The organism is Cohnella sp. CFH 77786, from assembly GCF_019400745.1.
GTDB lineage: Bacteria > Bacillota > Bacilli > Paenibacillales > Paenibacillaceae > Cohnella.
The window spans coordinates 122,402-141,596 of sequence record NZ_WJIB01000010.1 but is presented as its reverse complement, the minus strand read 5'-3'; the positions used below and the strand labels follow the sequence as shown (position 1 = coordinate 141,596).

The following is a 19,195-nucleotide window of genomic DNA, read 5'->3' as shown; positions in this document are numbered from 1 at the left end:
CTCGTCAACGCTTCCTATATGCTTGAGGACTGACTCCGTACCTTTTTTTGAACGCCTTGCTGAAATAACAAAGGTCGGGAAATCCCGCTTTCTCCGCGACTTCCTTAATCAGCAGAGCGGGCTGCTGCAGCAGCTCGCAAGCCTTTTCCAGCCGGAGCCGGTTCATTCTCTCGATGAGGGTGATACCGGTTCTTTGCTTATACAGGCGGGCAAGATGTCCGTAGCTCATGTGCAGGGATGCGGCCAAATCCGCCACGCGCAATCGATCCCCCTGAAAGTCCTCCATGTAGACTTCAACCTTTTTGATGAACGAATCCCTTGTTCCCCCAATATCGGGTAGCACGGCATCGTCCGGATCCCGGATTTTGGCGAGCGTCTCCAAGAGCCGGACCAGGAGCAGCTGCAGGGATAGAACGGACCTGCCGCCCGATACGGCCTCTTCAAAAAAATGAGCGAGCAAGCTTCCGATGCCGTCGTGATCGCGATAACCCCCAGGTTTCCAATCTTTCAGTCCGTTTAGCCGCGCGTATAAGGAACCTTCCCCTTCTTCGTCAGCGTCCCTGCGCCGCAACCGCCACCGCAAACAGATTCCCTCGTGCGGATTGCCCGGCGTGTAAGCATGGGAGTGGGTTAAACCGGGAGGGATGAGGAAAAATTCCCCCTCGCGGATCATGACGGGATCGCGTCCGAAGCGGGTCAGCATCTGTCCGGACAACACGTAGTTGAACTCGAACCAGGTGTGGGAATGAGGCGGGCAGCTTCCGGCGTTCCCCACTTGTTCGAAAATGATATCGATCCAATCGATGACGGCATCGTTGATATGGATTTCCTTGCAGATGCGATGGAAAACAGCCGGAAGTTCGTTCTTCCACCGGGAAATATCGTCCTTGTTCAACGTTATTCCTCCTGCAGTGTGCTTTTGGTTATTGTATCATAATCGGACAAAAGACGATGAGAATAGGAAATGTACACCGGAAGCCGGGTTCCGCCAAAATAAGGAGGGAAGGATGATCCTGAGGCGGAGGGATGAAGTTGAAAAGGCTGCATTTGCTTAGCAACGCGCATTTGGACCCGGTGTGGCAATGGGAATGGGAGGAAGGGGCGGCTGCGGCGGTTTCGACTTTCCGGGCGGCGGCCGAATTTTGCGAGGAGTTTGGCGGCTATGTGTTCAATCATAACGAGGCGATCTTGTACAAATGGGTAGAAGAATACGAGCCGGCGTTGTTCGAGAGAATCCGCCTGCTGGTTCGGCAAGGAAAGTGGCACATCATGGGCGGGTGGTATTTGCAGCCCGACTGCAACATGCTTTCAGGCGAATCGTTCGTTCGGCAAATTCTGCTGGGCAAATCCTATTTTCGGGAAAAATTCGGCGCGGAGCCGACGACGGCGATCAACTTCGATTCCTTCGGCCATACGCGCGGGTTGGTGCAAATCTTGCAGCTGGCGGGTTACGACTCGTATATTTTCATGCGGCCCGACGAATTCGACGTCCTGCCTGCGCAGGATTTTATTTGGTGCGGATTCAATGGAAGCGAGGTGATGGCCCACAAAATACAAGGCGGGTATAATACGCTGCTCGGCAAGGCGCACGAGAAAATCGCCCGGTGGCTGGAAGAAAACAGCGACGCGCAGACCGGGCTCGTTCTTTGGGGAGTGGGCAATCACGGCGGCGGCCCTTCCCGCATGGATCTGACGCGGATCGCCGAACGGATGGAGCAGTCCGAAACATTCGAAATCGTTCATTCGACGCCGGAACGGTATTTCCGCGATTTGAAGCAGGCTGGACCGCTCCCCCGCTTCGAAGGCGATCTGAATCCGCGGTTCGTCGGCTGCTACACCTCGATGATTCGCATCAAGCAGCGGCATCGCCGGCTGGAGAACGAGCTTTACATGACGGAGAAGATGTTGTCCGCCGCCGCGCTGCTAAATCTGCTGGACTACCCTTCCGCCGAGCTTCATGAAGCAATGCGCGATTTGCTCACCGCGCAGTTTCACGACATCCTGCCCGGCTCCTCCGTGCAGCCTGCGGAGGAAGCTTCGCTGCGGCTGCTCGACCATGGCCTCGAAATCGCGGCGAGACTGAAGGCGCGCGCCTTCTTCGCCCTTGCGGCCGGCCAGCCGAAGGCGGAGCTCAAGGAATATCCGGTGCTGGTATACAATCCTCATCCTTATCCGGTCAGAGGCGTGTTCGAATGCGAATTCATGCTGGAGGACCAGAATTGGGAGGAGCAGTTTTCGCTGCCCGTCGTCTATCGGGACGGGAAGCGGCTTCCTTCACAGCCCGAGAAGGAGATGAGCAACCTGAATCTCGATTGGCGGAAGAGAGTCGCGTTCGAAGCGGAGCTTGCTCCCTCCTCCATGAACCGCTTCGATTGCCGGATCGAGATGCTGGAGCGCAAACCGGTCCCCGAGCTCCGGGAGCGGGATGGACGGTATGTTTTCCAAACGGAAGATCTGAACGTCGTCATCCATGCGCGCACCGGACTCATGGACGAGTATGCCGTTCGGGGCGTTTCCTATTTGCGGCCGGACGCTTTCGCCCCTCTGGTCGTCCGGGACAACGAGGATCCGTGGCGGATGGATACCGACGCTTTCGGTCCGGTGATCGGCCGGTTCGAATTGATGGATGCGGAGGAAGGAACCGAATTTTCCGGCGTCAAGCAAGCCCCGCTGCCTTCCGTCCGCGTCATTGAAGACGGGGAAGTGCGGACGGTCGTCGAATCGGTGCTCCGCTACGGGCAGTCCGCGATCTGTTTGACCTATAGGCTGCCGAAACGGGGGACGGAAATCGAAGTGCAGCTTCGCGTATATTGGAATGAGAAGGACAAGATGCTGAAGCTCTCCATTCCGACTTTGTTCGCGGACGGGAAATACCGCGGCCAAACGGCTTTCGGCATCAGCGAGCTGGCGGGAAACGGCGAGGAGGCGGTCGCGCAAAAGTGGGTCGCGGTGGAATCGGCCGGGCTGGGCCGGGCGCTGACTTGCATCAATGACGGCATCTACGGTTCGGATTATCGGGCGGGAGAGATCCGTTTATCGCTGCTGAGGGGAGCAGGTTACTGCGCGCATCCGATCCTGGATCGTCCGATCCTGGTGCAGGACCGCTTTCTGCCGAGAATGGACCAAGGGGAGCGGAGCTATACGTTCTGGCTGAACGCGGGCGAACTGGACGAACGGAGGCGTCTTGTGGATCGCGAGGCGATATTCCATAACGAGCGGCCTTATGCGCTGTCGTTTTTTCCTTCCGGCAATGGACAACCGGCGGGGACATTCCTGGAGCTCGAAGACGACACGGTGCAGCTCAGCGCGTTCAAGAAAGAAGAGCGGGGAGACGGGTATATCGTCCGATTATTCGAACCGACCGGATTCTCCGGATCGACGGTTGTGTCCATCCCGTCGCTTGGCGTTCGCGAGGAGGTTCGGCTGAACGGGTTCGAATGCAGAACCTTCCGTTTGGATCCGCGGACAAGAGCGTTTACCGAAGCCCCGCTGTGCGAGATCTGATGGGAAGAGAAGCACCTCGCCAAAGCCGGACACCAACGTGTTGCTTTGTCGGGGTGTTTCAATATTTCGGAGAGAAGGATCAAGCGTAGTGGCGAAAGATCGGATAGACGGAGAGCGGTACGGCATACACGGTTTGTATGAGGGTGATGACCGGGTCTCGTCGGATAAGCTGCCCTGCGTTTCTTGTGCGATCGGCGATCTGTTTCGGGACGAGAACATCCGAAAGCTGATGTCGTCGAATTGACGGAATGTCCTTGACCGATCTGTATATCGAGCCTGATCCCGAGCAAGATGTAGCGATGCTTCGCGATATGCGTGAGCAAGATCAGGAAGGAGCGGAAACGATCATCGAACGGATGCCCGCATGGAAACGCTGGGGGTATGAAGAGGGAATTGCGGAAGGCATAGAAAAAGGCCAAGATTGACAATCTAAACTGGAAATCAGTTTCCGGAGGTCTAACCGTGGAAGACAACAAAACCCAAATGTTCAAAAACATCAACCAGTCGGCGACCCAATACGCGCAGAAGGCGATTGAAAATGTATCCGAATCGCCCATGGACGCCACGCAGAATTTGGTGAACCAAGCGATGAAAAAAAGATTGAACGAAGAGAACAACCAAATGTGAATAAACGACGAAAAAGCAAGCCTGCGGGCTTGCTTTTTCGATCATCAGAATTTATTACTCCATAGAAGGAGAATAGGGGTGAAGCGTATCTTCAAAGGGGCTAAGGGCTAAAATGCAGTTATTATTTCTCATTTCCCCTAAAATTCGATGACTAAAGGCCAAAATGCAATTAGCAGAGCGCGATACGGCAGAAGAATGAAATTTTGGCTGCCTAGAATAATTGCAATTCGGCTCTTAGTCCCCCCAAAAAGGGTCAGAATGATAAGACTAGTTGTATTTAAGCGCTTAGCGAGCGCCCTTGCTTCATGAGGATGACGAAGTCGTTTTTCTGATGACCTTTGGAACCCTTATCGTAAAGCCGCCCCCACCTCGCGCAGGTCCTGCTTCAGCAAGTCCCGCTTATCCTCGTCGCGGAAAACGGCGGAAGGGTGATAAGTCGGCATGACGCGGATGCCGTCCTTCTCCTGCCACTGTCCGCGGATCTCCGTGATTTTGGCTTTCGGATCGAGAACGGCTTGCACGGCAACGCTTCCGAGACAGACGATGATCCGCGGTCCCACCAGCTCGATTTGCCGAAGCAGGACGGGCAGCGCATCCTTCACCTCGGATATTCGCGGTGTGCGATTGCCCGGCGGCCTTATCTTGACGACGTTCGTCAGGTAGGCCTCTTCCCTCCGAATCGATGCCTCTTGCAAATACTTGTTCAGCAGCCTCCCCGCGTTGCCGACGAATGGCCGGCCGCTCTCGGCTTCCTGCTTCCCCGGAGCTTCCCCGATCAGGAGCAAACGGGCGTGCGCCGGCCCTTCGCCGAACACCGCCTGTTCTCCCGGTGCCGGCGAGAACTCGCGCAGACAGAGGTCACGCAATGCTTCCAAATCGCGGACGGCCTGCAGATCCGTCAGGACGGCGGTTCCGACAGTCATGTGGGCACGACCTCCATCTCCTTCAGCATTTCCCGAAGCATCCGTCCGTTGATTACGGCCTGCGCGCGGTAATGGTTGTTCATGCTGACGAACGTTTTTTCCGTCCGCTCCGCCAGCTTGCGAATGTTCGGGACCCAATCCTTCAGCTCGTTTTCGTTGTACAGGTAGTCATAGCGCTCGTGGGATTCTTTGTGCTGCCACCACTTTTTGTAATTCCGGCCGTGGAACCGGACGTAGCCGATCCGGCTCGTCGCCCGGACGACCGGCGGGACGAGCGTTTTGAACTGCGGTTCGTCGACGCAGACGTAGCCGAGCTCTTCTTCCTCCAACAGGTCGAAGATCCGGTCGTCGATCCATTCTTCATGCCGGAATTCGACCGCGACCGGGATGTCTCCGATCATTTCCTTGAATTCCTTCAAATAATCGCGGTTTTCGTCCCGGTTCCGGAAGCTCGTCGGGAATTGCGCCAGGATGCAGCCGAGCCTGCCCGCCTCGATTAACGGTTTCAACGCTTCTTTGAAGTCGCGGAAATGCTGCTCGTTATCCTCCCGTTTGTGGGTCATTCCGCGGTACGCCTTCATGACGAACTGAAAATGCTCGGGCGTTTTCTCCCGCATGTGGTACAGCATAAACCGGTTGGGCATGGCGTAAAAGGACGAGTTCACTTCGGTGAAGGGGAATTCCCGCGCGTAGAAGGCCAGCATTTCTTTCTTGTCGATCTCCTCGGGATAGAAAGTCCCCCGCCAATCCTCATAGCTGTAACCGGCCGTTCCGATCAGAAGCATCGTCATCCCCCAATCGCTTTGATTTTTTCCGCGACCACATGCCTGTGAGCATCCCGGTTCCGGAGGGTGCCTTCGATTAAGATGCCCCGGGGATTGAGCTCGTATAAGAAGGTTTTGTAAGTGTCGGGATAGACGACCGCTTCGATCATTTCGGTATGATCCTGGACGACGAGAACCAAGACGTATTCGCCGCCGGCCGCCGGTTGCCGTCTGCTGTGGACGATCGTTCCGCAGATTCGGATACGGGCAAGATCGCGGGAACGGCACAAGGATTCGATCGGTACGACGCGGTAACGCTGCGAAAACGATCTCCATTTCTCGGTTAACGAAGGGTTCGGCGAAAAGCCGAGCAGTGTTTTTTCCGCTTTTCGCTTTTCGGATTCGTCGAAGTCTCGGAACGCCTGAGTCGAGATCGTACCGCCAAGACAAGCTTCTTCGTCCAGTGCCGCGATCATGTGCCGGCGATTGCCGCCCAAACCGTCGCAAGCTCCGGACAGGATCCAGGCTTCGAGCACGGGGCGTTTGATTTTCTGCGGTCCCATCCGGGTCCGCAAGTCGCCGAAGGAACGGAAGGGGCCTTCTTGGAGACGGGAGCGGAGCAGCGCCGTCACGGACTCCGGTCCCGTACCGTGAATGGCGTCCATCCCCGCGCGAATGCCCCCGTCCTCGGCGTGAAATCCGAAGCCGCTGCGGTTGACGTCGGGGCCGAGGAGCGTGATTCCCATTCTAGAGAGCTCCCGAAGATACGCGCTGCGGTCGTAATAACCGCCATTGCTGCTCAGCAAGGAAGCCATGTACTCGACCGGAAAATGCGTCTTCAAATAAACCGTCCAGTAAGAAAGATGCGCATAAGAGACACTGTGGGCTTTGTTGAAGCTGTAACCGGAAAAGCGGACGAGGAAATCGAAAACGGATAAAGCTTCTTTTTCCGAAATCCCCCGTTCTGACGCTCCCCCGACAAACCGCTCCTGATGCCGCGACAGCGTTTCGATCGATTTGGAAGACAGCGCCCGCCTCAGCAAATCGGCCTCGCCCATCGAATAGCCGGCCACGGCATGGGCGATTGCCATCACTTGTTCCTGATACAGGATTAACCCATACGTCGGAGCAAGAACGGGCGTCATTGCGGGCAACGCGATTACGTATCCCTCTTCGCCCGAGCGCCTTCGCAGATACGTTTCCGCGATTCCTTCCTGCCAGGCACCGGGCCGGTATAACGCGAGAAGATCGGCCAGATCGGCGATCGACTGCGGCTGCATCCTGCTCATGAGACGGCGGATGCCCATGCTCTCCAGCTGGAAGCAGCCGAGCGTATTCCCGCTTCCGAGGGTTCGGAACGTATCCGGGTCATCCAGAGGGATGCGGTCCGTTGCGAGGAGGGTTCCGGTTCGTTCCCGAATCGCGGCGAGCGTATCGTGAATGACCGTCAGATTGCGCAGCCCGAGCAAGTCGATTTTGGGCAAGCCGAGCGCCTCGATATCCTCTTTGGTGAACGTCGTCATCAGGTCGCCGTTAGGCCGTGGCTGCAATGGAAGAGTGCTCGCGATCCGTTCGTCCCCAATGACGATGCCCGAAGGGTGGGCGGAGTGATGACGGGGCATGCCTTCGATCCGTTCCGCCAGCCGGAAAAGCGATCGAAACGGTTCCTGCCGGGTCGGGAGCTTCCGCAGCTCGGGAAGCGTACGCAGGCAATGGCGGATGCCGCCTTGGCCGGACAGGGAGGGCATCAGCTTCGCCAGAACGTCGACGTGTTTCTTCGGCATGCCCAGACGGGTTCCGGCCTCCCGGACGGCTCCCCGCGTGCCGAGCGTGTTCAGGACGCCGACGTGAATCGTGCGGTTCGGTCCGTACCTCTGCCGGAGGTATCCCAGAATCTCTGGCCTTCTTCTCTGGCAAACGTCGATATCGATATCCGGCATGGAGAGCCGGTCCGGACTCAGAAACCGTTCGAACGAAAGCCCGTGCCGCAGCGGATTGACTTCCGTGATCCCGAGCAAATAAGCCGCCAGACAGCCGGCGACGGAGCCTCTTCCCGGTCCTGCCGGAATCCCCAAGTCGCGCGCAGCTTGAACCATATCCGCTACGATCAGAAAATAATCGGAGAACCCCCGTTGCGCAATCACGTCCAGCTCCCGGTTCAGACGTTCCGTTATGTCCGGCATTTCCGCCGGTTTCATCGCGCCTGCATCCAGCCGCTTGACCAAACCGTCCCGGCACCGTTGATGCAGCTCGTCATCCGGACTTCGAGGCGGATTCGCGTTGTCCGTGCGGAAGTTCGGAAGCCTGCAAACTCCCGGTTCGGGGCGGAACCGGATACGCTCGGCGATACGGACGGTATTGGCCAGAGCCTCCGGAAGGCGCCGGAATTTCTCCTTCATTTCCAGCGGGGAAGGCAGGTAGAAAGGGCCTTCGGCATGCCGGTCAGCTGGAGGGGGAGGGACGGAACCGCGGCGAAGCCGCTCGAGCAGCCAAGCATCCTCGGGAGACGCATAATGGACGTCGTGGGTGGCGACGAGGGGGATCCCCGTACGGCGGGAGAGCTCGGCGGTGCGCTGCACGCAAGCTTCGTCGTCCGGAAAACCGTGATGCTGGACCTCCAGATAGAAGTTATCCTTCCCGAATCGATCCACGTTCGCGAGTGCTTGCTTTTCGGCTTCGTCCATGCGGCCGCTTGCGATCAGACGGTGAATGGCTCCCGTCCTGCCGCCGCTTAATACGATGACATCGCCTTGGGAAACGGGGGTGAGGAACGCCGCGCCGTTCAAATGCTCAATGATCGACCGCCAGCCTTGGTTCGTTGCAGCCAGCGCCAGAAGCGTATCGCCGGTTTCTCCGTCTTTGATTTCGCAGCCGGTAATCGGGCGAATTCCGTGCCGCCGGGCGATTTCGTAGAAGCGAAGCGCGCCGTGTACCGCTCCCTTGTCGGTGATCGCGAGCGCCTGCATGTTCCACGCTCTGGCCCGGTCGATCAAATCTTCGAGTTTGCAGGCCGCTTCCATCAGGCTGTATTCCGTATGAACGTGCAGGTGCACGAAGTCCGCAACCGGTTGTTCTTGCATAAAGGCCACCTTCCGGAACGGGAACGTTTGTTCCATCATATCGAGGACAGGCGGCCGTTGTCTATTGGAGGATGTTGGGGAGGAAGAGGAGAATCCGTTTCGCGCGTTGCAAAAAAAGAGCACCGATCTTAGGGGTCGGTACTCTTCCGCGACTGCCGAAAATGGTTTCAAACGGACAACGGCTGCCTGGCATTCGGCTCTTCCGCGAGTTTGGCCAAGCGGTCGGCCGAGCCGTCTTGGAGATCGGGCGTATAGACATTCAGGAACTGGCCGCTGCCGTCCTGCATGGGGAAGAGGTGCGTCAGCAGATTCAGCCGTCCGGCCTGGGGATGCGAGAGCACCCGCGGGTGCTGGTTCGTGCACCGAACTTCGTAGCTCTCCCACATCGCCGCAAATTCGGGGCTGCACTCCGTCATTTCCGCGATGAATTCCGGATACCAGGGATCTTCGATGTGCTGGTCGTACATCACGCGGAAATGGCCGAGCAGGGAACGGGCGAGGTCTTCCCACCCGATGAACATCGTCCGGTAGGACGGCAGCATGAACATGCGCCAGATCATATTGCGTTCGCGGCTATCCGCCGGGCCGAAGGAGCCGAAAACGGAGGAAGCGAGCCGGTTCCAGGCCAGCACGTTCATTCTCATGTCGGTAATGTAGGCGGGGCAGTGCAGCATTTGATCCAACAGGTACTGCAGCGAATGCGATACGGTTGGCTCCTCTGCCTTGGTCTGGCGCGGCGTCCGGTTCGGATTCGCGAGGAAATAGAGATGGTTGCGCTCGTCCCGGTTCAAGCGCAGAACGCGGGCCAGGCTGCCCAGCACCTGGTCGGAAACGTTGATATCCCTTCCCTGTTCGAGAGAGGTGTACCACGGCAGCGAAATCCCGGCGAGCGCCGCAACCTCTTCTCGCCGCAGCCCTTTCGTTCTTCTTCTGGTGAAACCGGCGTGCTGCAGGCCTGCGTCCTCCGGCGACAGCCGCAGCCGCCGCGTGCGCAGGAAGCGGCCCAGCTCCTGACGGCGTTGATCGTCACTCATGGACGTTCGCTCCTTTCATGCTGATACTCTCAGTATTAGGATTGGAACTTATAGAATCGGCGGCAGAAGCAGTCGCAATAGCGATACAAACACAGTTCTTCTTGGCGTATCCGGATGGAGGTAGGATGAAGCCATAGCCTGTTACGTTTCATCTTATCACATTCGGAAACCCGGAGGGATCATTCATGAGCATAGCATTTTTGGAAGCCGTCAAACAAAGACGTACCTACTACGGATTGAGCAAAGAAAAGGTCGTATCCGCCGAACGCATCCAAGAAATCGTGAACGAAGCGGTGAAGCATACGCCGTCCGCCTTCAACTCGCAGAGCGCCAGGGTCGTCGTTCTGTTCGACGAACAGTCCGACAAGCTGTGGAACCTTACCAAGGAAACGTTGCGGAAGATCGTGCCCGCCGATCAGTTCGCGGCGACGGAAGAAAGAATTAACGGATTCGGCAGCGGCTACGGTACGGTTCTCTTCTTCGAAGATCAAGCCGTCGTCAAAGGCCTGCAAGAGAGCTTCCCGACGTATGCCGATAATTTCCCGGTCTGGTCGAACCAATCCTCGGGCATGCTGCAATTCGTGGTTTGGACGGCGCTGGAGCTCGAGGGGCTGGGCGCTTCCCTGCAGCACTACAATCCGCTCATCAATGAGCAAGCGGCCCGGGAGTGGAACCTTCCGAGCGAATGGAAGCTGCTCGCTCAGATGCCTTTCGGCAAGCCGACTTTCCAGCCGGGAGCGAAAGAGTTTCAGCCGCTGGAAGAACGTATTAAGGTGTTTAAATAACGATAACGCAACGCCGAAAACGCCGGCCCTCGGGCTGGCGTTTTTTTAACATGTTAGAAATTATTAGGTTCCAGAGAGTGGTTTGGGGGAAGCGAGAGGGGTGCCGTTTTCGGTATTGGCGCTCCAGTTCTTGTTCTGCTCGTCTTTCTGGGAAATCCCCGACTACCGGCGCTGTAGTGACTTCCGGAGACGTTATTTCTGGGAAATCCCCGACTGCGGGCGCTGTAGTGACTTCCGGAGACGTTATTTTTGCGAAATCCCCGACTACCGGCGCGGGTCGTTCAATCGGAACGGGGAGCATTTTCGCTCCCCGTTTCTTCATTTTCGTCAGCGATGCCCGACCGGAAGAGGGAACAGATATTACCTATGGATTTATAGCGGAAGTAGAGGTAATTTTGATTTGGGCGGGAATCTTTATAACTAATAATCTATTTAGGTATAGAAATTACTTGAATCAGGGAAGCTATTCACCCTAAAAGGTATATAAATGAAATAAAAAGACGCCCCATGGGGATTGATTTCGTTTTCATAATGGTATATCATTTACTCATGCGTAGAAAAAGCGGTCATATAAAAAGTTATATTGTGGTCACGGGCATGGGGAAGAGGCAGAAGTGTAAGCGTTTTACCAATGGTAAAAGCGGTTTCATCTTCTCGGGGAGGTGTTCGGGGCGGGGGCCAACATCCATGAAAGGTGTCTGCATTGTTACATGCCGAACGAAGCCACAGTCCTTCAACCAATTATTAAGGGGGAACTTCCATGAACAAGAAAGTTTCGTACCTGATCGTGCTTACGATGATGATGGCTCTTATCCTCTCGGCTTGCGGCGGCGGCAAGAAAAATGACGAGGCAAGCGGCAGCAGCGAGCCGAGCGCTTCGGCCTCGCAATCGGCGCCGGCCGGCGAGAAAGCGAAGCTGACCTTGTGGTATTGGAACGGCGCGATCTCGGATTCTTCGATTGAAGCGGCGAAAGCGAAATTCCCGAATATCGAGCTGAAGGCGGAAAAGCTGCCTCCGGGCGACGAGTACAAGACGAAGCTGAAAACGACGCTCGCGGGTGGCGGGGACGGTCCCGATATCGTCGCGATGGACAGCTGGGTGACGGAAATGCTGGAGTACAGCGACAAATTCGTCAACCTCTACGACCAAGGCGCGTCCGAGATCAAGGACCAGTATTTGGAATGGAAATGGAACATGGCGGCCACTCCGGACAAGAAAACTTTGATCGCCTTGCCGATCGACGTGGCTCCGGTCGTCATGTTCTATCGCGAAGATCTGTTCAAGCAAGCGGGCGTTCCTTCCACGCCGGAAGAAATCAAAGCCAAAGTCAAAACGTGGGACGACTACATCGCGCTTGCCAAAACCGTCAAAGAGAAAACCAAGGGCAGCATGGGCACGATCGTCGACATTTACCGTAACGTCATCAATCAACTGCCGAAGCGTTATTTCGACGAAAACGGCAACTTCATCGGCGAAGACGGCCACGTGAAACAAGCGTGGGATACCGCGGTCAAGGCTTACCAATCGGGGGCGACATTCGGGATGTCCTCGTCTTCGGAAGCCAACGCGGCTCTGAACAACGGATCGATCGCGTCCACGATCGGCGCTTCCTGGGTGAAAGGCGACCTGATCGCGGCGGCTCCGGACACGGCGGGCAAGTGGCGCATTGCCTACCCGGCGGGCGGCGTGGGCAACCAAGGCGGTTCCTTCTTCGGCGTCCTGAAATCGACCAAATATCCTAAGGAAGCTTATGAAGTCATCAAGTTCCTGGTCAGCCCGGATAATCTGAAGAAAGCGTTCCTGGAATTCGGCAACTATCCTTCTACTCCCTCCGTGTACGGGGACGCGGACATGAAGCAGCCCGACGCGTTCTTCGGAAACCAAGCGATCGGCGAAGTGTTCGGGGAAGCGGCGAAGGACGTCGTCGTCTCCCATTCCGATCCGAGAGACGGCATGGTCGAGGATGCCATTATCCAGGAGCTCACTTTGGTCGACACGAACAAAAAGGATCCGGAAAAAGCGTGGAAGGACGCGCTTGAGAACGTCAAGAGAAACCTGCAGCGGTAAACGGATCGCTTAAACGGTGAAGGGCGGGGCTTTCATGGCCGCGCCCTTCCTGGATATCGAACGCCGCAATCGGCTATCGGGAGGTCGGGATCGTGGGAACGAAGGTCAGGCATACGTGGAGAGAAGTGATAAGAAGCCGGACGCAGTATTTATTCATTTCTCCGTTTTACATTTTGTTTTTGGTTTTCGGATTATTCCCGATCCTGTTCTCCGCGTATCTCGCCTTGAACAAATGGGACGGAATCGGGGAAATGAAGTACGTGGGGTTCAGGCAGTTTCAGTTCATCATAACCGATCCCGAGTTCCTGGACGCCGTCAAGAATACCTTCATCATATGGGCGATGGCCAATATTCCGCTGCTCTGCTGCGCGCTTGTGGTCGCTTTTCTGATCAACTCGGCGATGGTCCGCTTTAAAGATTTTTACCGCATTGCTTACTACCTTCCGAATGTAACCGCAATGGTGGCGGTCGTCATCATTTTCCAGTCGTTTTTCGGAAACCATTACGGCTTCGCGAACTATATTTTGCAAAAAATCGGACTGCATGAGGTCGCTTGGTTCAACTCCGCGTTGACCGTGCAAATGATTATCGCCAGCATGATTTTCTGGCGTTATCTGGGGTACAACATGGTCATTTACCTGGCGGGCCTCCAGAAAATCCCGAGCGACCTGTACGAAGCGGCGAATCTGGACGGAGCCACGATGTGGCAGACGTTCACGCGCATTACGGTTCCGATGCTTCGGCCGATCATCTTGTTCACCGTCATGATGTCGACGATCGGCGGTTTGCAGATCTTCACGGAGCCCCAAGTGCTCGCGACCCTCCAGACGCCGTACCAAGGCTCGATAACCATTCTGCTCTATATGTATCGGGAAGCGTTCAAATTCAACAATTTCGGTTATGCGGCGGCCGTATCGTGGGTGATGTTCGCCATCATCATGGTCGTCTCCTTCCTGAACTGGAGAATTTTCAAGCCTTCGGACGATCGTTAATCAGATGACGGACTCGACAATCATTTCGCGAGGTGCAAGATCATGAGAAGCGAAACTTGGAAAAAGGTGACGATCCATCTGATCTTGTTGATCGGCGTGGCCGTATCCGTATTCCCGTTCTATTGGCTGTTCGTAATGTCCACGAATACGACGAGCGCGGTGTTCGCGTTTCCGCCCAAGCTCGTTCCCGGCAACCAATTTTGGACGAACGTCCGCAGCGTTTGGGAAGCGGTCGACTTTACCCAAGCGTTCCTCAATACCGTTTTCGTCGCCGTGGTCATCACGTTCTTCCGGCTGTTTTTCGAGTCGCTTGCCGGGTTCACGTTCGCGAAGTACAAATTTCCCGGCAGCAAAGTTCTGTTCTTCCTGCTGCTCGCGACGATGATGATCCCGGGACAGCTGTCGCTCGTTCCGCAATTCATGATCATGAAGACGCTCGGGTGGCTCGGCGATTTCAAAGCGCTGATCGTTCCGAGCTTGGCGAACGCGTTCGGAATCTTCTGGATCCGGCAGTTCGCCCAGGATGCGATCCACGACGATCTCATGGACGCGGGCCGAATCGACGGCTGCAACAATTTCAGGCTTTATTTCAACGTGGCGCTTCCGATTTTGAGACCGGGTCTGGCTTTTCTCGGCATCACGGCGTTCATGGGGGTGTGGGAGGATTATATGTGGCCTCTGGTCGTGCTTACGGATTCGTCTAAATTCACGCTCATGGTCACGCTCGCCCAAATGAAAACGAGCCATACCGCGAATTACGCGATGATCATGACCGGCACGCTTCTCGCTACGCTGCCCTTGATCGTTTTCTTCCTGTTCGTCAGCCGCCAATTCATCGCGGGACTTGCGGACGGCGCGGTGAAAAGTTGAACTTGAATCGTGTAAAATCGATCCAACCTTTGGTAGAATGGTCATTATATTTGAACTAAGTGAGCAGGGTGGCGAACGCTGATGCAAGATGGCAAGCCCTTATATCTGCAAATCCTGGAAGAATTGCAGCGCAAAATCAAAGACGGGGTGTACGGCGACAACGACAAGCTGCCGACGGAAATCGAACTCGCGCAGCAGTACGGCGTCAGTCGCATTACGTCGAAACGGGCTTTGATCGAGCTGGAGAAACAAGGTCTTGTGTACCGGAAGCGGGGCAGCGGAAGTTACGTCCGAAACCAGGAGGATGCAGCCGGAACCGCGAGGGACGTTAACGCCGCCCGCTCCCGGATCATTTCCATGATTCTCCCCTGGTCCTCGACGGGCCGTCTCGATTACATCCAGGGAGCCAACGATTACTTGGATCCGAGAGGATATTTCTTAAGCATCCATATTTCGGGCTGGAGCGTGGAGAAGGAGAAGGAATTGCTGCTGAAAATGTACCATAACGGCCACAGCGGCATCATCCTGTACCCTTCGAGCTCCTCCCACAATATCGCGACGGTGAATACCCTGATGATGAACGATTTTCCCATCGTGCTGATCGACCAGCATTACGAGGGAGTGGAAATCAGCAACGTGGTGTCCGACAATAAAGCGGGCGGATATATGGCGGCCGAGCAATTGATACGCAAAGGTCATACCCGTATCGCCTTCGTTACCTCCATCGCCATCGACCTGCGCAGCACGATCCGGGAGCGTTTTCTAGGCTACTGTAAGGCGCATAAGGACAACCGTCTGCCCATTCAGCTAGATCATATCGTATCGGAAGTTTACCAAGGGATTCGGGATGAGGACCGGATCAACCGTTTGGCCTCGCTCGTCAAGGAGCTTGTCCTTCGAAACGTGACGGCCATTCAGGCCGAGCACGACGATATGGCGATCGATCTGCTCAAGGCTTGCCAGCAGGCCGGCATTCAAGTGCCGGAACAGCTGTCGATCGTCGGATTCGATAACGAAGAGAACGCCGGATATGCTCAAGTGCCCCTCACGACCGTCGGGCAGAACTATTACGAGATCGGTCAGAATGCCGCCAAAATCATCGTGGACATCATCGAAAAGAAAAACACGGGCTTCCGTCCGGTTGTCGTGCCCGTGCAGTGGGTCGAAAGAAACAGCGTCATCTCCATGGAGAAAGAATGAACCTTAAGCGTGGAACGGTGTAGTGAAACCCCAAGAGCTGGGGTTTTTTTTATGGGTCTTTTCGAGAGATGGTATAACATTTTATTCAATTTCAATATATCAAATAGCCTTGATTTTTGAAATTAGGAATATACTTTTGTTTACATCCCCTATTATTAGATATATAATTGGTATATCACAACGCCAAACGGCAGGGGGATTCATCTTGTTCTTATTGGAGGACAAAATCAAAGCCAGAATCGAAGAAATCGAGTCCTACCGCTATCGCGACGCGATTCCGATACCCGAATTCCGTTTTCTGCCCGACGAGAAGGGGGAGATCGGCGCCTTCCCGCCCGCGGTCGACGATTCCTGGTCTCGCTTGGAGATCGGTTCCCGCTGGGAAGGCAGGGATCGGTATGCTTGGCTCTCTCATGAGATCGAAATTCCTCAAGCATGGTCGGGAAAGGACGTGGTCGGCAGATTCGACTTCGGCAAAACCGACGAAGGCACCAATTCCGGCTTCGAGTCGCTGCTGTTCCTGAACGGTCGTCCCTATCAGGGCGTGGACGCCAACCATCAGGAGGTGTTCCTGCCTGCTCGGGAGGCGGGGAATACGGTTCGCCTTGATTTCCGTCTCTGGTCCGGCTTGGAGGGCGGAGGTCCGAGAACCGTACAGGTCCACCGTCTGAAGAGGGCGGAGATTTGCTGGCTGGATCGCCAGACGGACGATTATTATTTCACGGCCAAGGCGGCATTTGAAACCGCTCTCGTGCTGCCCGCCCACCAGCCGGAAAAACAGCAGCTCCTGAAAGCCGTCGACCGTTCGCTGCGGGCGATGGAGTGGCAATATCCCGGGAGCGCCGGTTTTTACCGTTCGATCGATGCGGCGCTCGGCATCCTGAAGGCGGAGCTCGGCCGAATCGAGAAGCATTCGCGCGTGACGGTCACGGCGATCGGACATACGCATATCGACGTGGCCTGGTTATGGCGCCTGAAGCATACGCGGGAGAAGATCGCCCGCTCCTTCTCGACCGTGCTTCGCCTGATGGAGCGCTATCCGGATTACGTTTTCCTGCAAACCCAGCCCCAGCTGTACGACTATATCAAGGAAGATTACCCGGAAATCTACGAAAACATCAAGGCGAGAGTGGCGGAAGGCCAGTGGGAAGCCGCCGGCGGCATGTGGCTCGAAGCCGATTGCAATATCCCTTCCGGCGAGTCCCTCGTGCGGCAAATTCTGTTCGGGACGCGGCTGCTGCGGCGGGAGTTCGGCAAGGAATGCTCCTATCTGTGGCTTCCCGACGTCTTCGGCTACAGCTGGGCATTGCCGCAAATCTTGCGGAAGTCCGGCATACGCCGGTTTATGACAACGAAGATCAGCTGGAACCAGTTCAACCGGATCCCGCACGACACATTCCGCTGGCGCGGCATGGACGGTACGGAAATTCTCGCGCATTTCATCACGACGCCCGAACCCGGGCTGCATCAAGCGGATTCCTGGCTGTATACCTATAACGGCAGACTGACCGCTTACGAGACTTACCAAACCTGGGTGAATTACCGCGACAAAGAGATCAACGAAGAGCTCCTTCTGTCTTACGGCTACGGAGACGGAGGCGGAGGCGTCAACCGCGAGATGCTGGAGATGCGCCGCCGGCTGGATGAAATGCCGGGTCTCCCGCACGTGAAGACCGGTACCGCGAACGACTATTTCGACCGGCTGGAGCAAACGGTCGACAGCTCGGACAGATACGTTCACACCTGGGACGGCGAGCTGTATCTGGAGTACCACAGGGGAACGTATACGAGCCAGGCGAAGGTCAAACGGATGAACCGCAAGCTGGAGCTGGGCTACCGCGAGGGCGAATGGCTGAGCGCGTTCGCGAGCCTGCTTTCGGACGACTGGTCCCGGTACCGGCAGCAGCGAATCCACGACGGCTGGAAAATCATCCTCCGCAACCAGTTCCACGACATCATACCGGGGTCTTCGATCCAGGAAGTTTACGAAGACGCCATGGCGGAATACGGGGAAGCGGAAGCGGCGATCGCGGAAGTCCGTTCCGAGGCGCTGGACGGCATCGCGGAGCCGGCGGAGGCGACGTTTACCGTACTCAACGGTTTGCCGTGGGAGAGGGAGGATTTGCTGCAGCTGGCCTATGGGGAAAGCCGAAGCGGGGTCTGGGTCGATCGCGAAGGCCGCGAGCTTCCGGCGCAGAAGGGTCCGGACGGATGGTCGATTCTGGCGAAGACGCCTTCCATGGGCTATGCGCCGATCCGGTTCGTGCCCAAGAACGAAGCGGAACCGGTGCTCTCGAAATTCACGTTCGGGGAAGGCGTCATCGAAACGCCTTATTACCGGATTTCTTGGAACGATCAAGGCCAGCTTACCGGCATCCGGGATATGGAGCTTGGCCGAAACGTCCTCTCAAAAGGCGGCAGAGGCAACGTGCTGCGGGTTTTCGAAGACAAACCGCTCCATTTCGACGCGTGGGACATCGACATCTTCTACAAAGACAAAGCGGCGGAGATCACCGATCTTACGTCCGTGGAGCTTCTGGAGACGGGTCCCTTGTACGCGGTTGTCCGATTCTGCTGGTCGTACGGCCGTTCGCGCATCGTTCAAGACATGAAGGTGTACGCCGGCAGCCGGAGAATCGACTTCGTCACGAATGTCGATTGGCAGGAGCACAACCAATTGCTGAAAGCCGCGTTCGAGATCGACGTCCGGGCGACCGAAGCGACGTACGACATCCAATACGGCAACGTCAAACGGCCGACGCATTGGAATACGAGCTGGGACAAAGCCCGGTTCGAAGTCGTCGGTCATCAATGGGCGGACTTGTCGGAACGCGGATTCGGCGTCAGCCTGCTTAACGACAGCAAATACGGCTACGACATCAAGGACAACGTCATGAGCCTGTCGCTGATCAAATCGGCGCGGTACCCGGATCCGGAGCAGGATATCGGGGCGCACCGGTTCACCTATTCGTTGCTGCCGCATCGGGGAGATTGGTACGAGGGCGGCACGGCGATCGAGGCGTGGCACCTGAACAACCCGCTGACGAGCCATCCGGGAACGGCGCCGGGGATCCGCCGGTCCATGTTCACGCTCTCGGCGGACGGCATCATGATCGACGCGGTGAAGAAAGCGGAAGACGAAGACGTCGTCATCGTCCGCCTGCACGATTATTCGGGAAGCCGCAGCGCCGTAACGGTTTCGAGCGATCTTGCGATCGTCTCGTGGCAGGAATGCGACCTCATGGAGAACCGGATCGGAGAGCCGGTATCGGCTCCGTCCATTACGGCCGAATTCGCCCCCTACGAGATCAAAACGTTCGCCGTCGTCATGAAGAGAAAGGATTGAAG

General features: G+C 56.3%; 14 protein-coding genes. 9 read left to right on the top strand and 5 right to left on the bottom strand.

From position 1 onward, the window contains the following. Positions 1-4: 4 nt before the first annotated feature. The gene (locus tag GE107_RS16135; RefSeq protein WP_219641013.1) at positions 5-895 is read right to left on the bottom strand and encodes an AraC family transcriptional regulator; all 891 of its coding nucleotides are present in this window, start codon (positions 893-895) and stop codon (positions 5-7) included. Positions 896-1,032: 137 nt separating this feature from the next. On the opposite strand from GE107_RS16135, the gene GE107_RS16130 reads away from it, so the two are divergent. The 3 genes from GE107_RS16130 to GE107_RS16120 all read left to right on the top strand — a co-directional run bounded on the left by GE107_RS16130 (position 1,033) and on the right by GE107_RS16120 (position 4,131). After that, positions 1,033-3,504, top strand: a complete 2,472-nt coding sequence (locus GE107_RS16130; protein WP_219641012.1) for a glycoside hydrolase family 38 N-terminal domain-containing protein — start codon at positions 1,033-1,035, stop codon at positions 3,502-3,504. A gap of 254 nt (positions 3,505-3,758) precedes the next feature. Continuing rightward, complete coding sequence (locus tag GE107_RS16125) at positions 3,759-3,929, top strand: hypothetical protein (RefSeq protein WP_219641011.1); 171 nt, start codon at positions 3,759-3,761, stop codon at positions 3,927-3,929. A gap of 37 nt (positions 3,930-3,966) precedes the next feature. Next, on the top strand, positions 3,967-4,131 hold the full coding sequence (locus GE107_RS16120) for a hypothetical protein (RefSeq protein ID WP_219641010.1): 165 nt from the start codon (positions 3,967-3,969) through the stop codon (positions 4,129-4,131). Positions 4,132-4,478: 347 nt separating this feature from the next. On the opposite strand, the gene GE107_RS16115 is transcribed toward GE107_RS16120, so the two are convergent. From GE107_RS16115 to GE107_RS16100, 4 genes are all read right to left on the bottom strand, one after another. Then, positions 4,479-5,054, bottom strand: coding sequence for a uracil-DNA glycosylase (locus tag GE107_RS16115; RefSeq protein ID WP_219641009.1), 576 nt, complete (start codon positions 5,052-5,054; stop codon positions 4,479-4,481). Then, positions 5,051-5,839, bottom strand: coding sequence for a DUF72 domain-containing protein (locus GE107_RS16110; protein ID WP_219641008.1), 789 nt, complete (start codon positions 5,837-5,839; stop codon positions 5,051-5,053). The genes GE107_RS16115 and GE107_RS16110 overlap by 4 nt, the downstream gene beginning before the upstream one ends. Positions 5,840-5,841: 2 nt before the next feature. Next, positions 5,842-8,898, bottom strand: coding sequence for a DNA polymerase III subunit alpha (locus GE107_RS16105; RefSeq protein ID WP_219641007.1), 3,057 nt, complete (start codon positions 8,896-8,898; stop codon positions 5,842-5,844). 167 nt (positions 8,899-9,065) lie between these two features. Next, positions 9,066-9,932, bottom strand: a complete 867-nt coding sequence (locus GE107_RS16100) for a helix-turn-helix transcriptional regulator (protein ID WP_219641006.1) — start codon at positions 9,930-9,932, stop codon at positions 9,066-9,068. Positions 9,933-10,117: 185 nt separating this feature from the next. Between GE107_RS16100 and GE107_RS16095 the strand changes: the two genes are divergently transcribed. The 6 genes from GE107_RS16095 to GE107_RS16070 all read left to right on the top strand — a co-directional run bounded on the left by GE107_RS16095 (position 10,118) and on the right by GE107_RS16070 (position 19,193). Beyond that, a complete protein-coding gene (locus tag GE107_RS16095; RefSeq protein ID WP_219641005.1) occupies positions 10,118-10,717 on the top strand; it encodes a nitroreductase family protein in 600 nt (199 codons plus the stop codon). Between the two features lie 760 nt (positions 10,718-11,477). After that, the gene (locus GE107_RS16090; RefSeq protein ID WP_219641004.1) at positions 11,478-12,785 is read left to right on the top strand and encodes an ABC transporter substrate-binding protein; all 1,308 of its coding nucleotides are present in this window, start codon (positions 11,478-11,480) and stop codon (positions 12,783-12,785) included. A 92-nt stretch (positions 12,786-12,877) separates the two neighbouring features. After that, positions 12,878-13,777, top strand: a complete 900-nt coding sequence (locus tag GE107_RS16085; protein ID WP_219641003.1) for a carbohydrate ABC transporter permease — start codon at positions 12,878-12,880, stop codon at positions 13,775-13,777. A gap of 42 nt (positions 13,778-13,819) precedes the next feature. Then, on the top strand, positions 13,820-14,647 hold the full coding sequence (locus tag GE107_RS16080; RefSeq protein WP_219641002.1) for a carbohydrate ABC transporter permease: 828 nt from the start codon (positions 13,820-13,822) through the stop codon (positions 14,645-14,647). A gap of 81 nt (positions 14,648-14,728) precedes the next feature. Continuing rightward, the gene (locus GE107_RS16075) at positions 14,729-15,847 is read left to right on the top strand and encodes a GntR family transcriptional regulator (RefSeq protein ID WP_219641001.1); all 1,119 of its coding nucleotides are present in this window, start codon (positions 14,729-14,731) and stop codon (positions 15,845-15,847) included. A gap of 205 nt (positions 15,848-16,052) precedes the next feature. Beyond that, positions 16,053-19,193 carry an alpha-mannosidase gene (locus tag GE107_RS16070; RefSeq protein WP_219641000.1) on the top strand — a complete coding sequence of 1,047 codons (3,141 nt, stop codon included), beginning with the start codon at positions 16,053-16,055 and terminating at the stop codon, positions 19,191-19,193. The last annotated feature ends 2 nt before the right edge of the window (positions 19,194-19,195 follow it).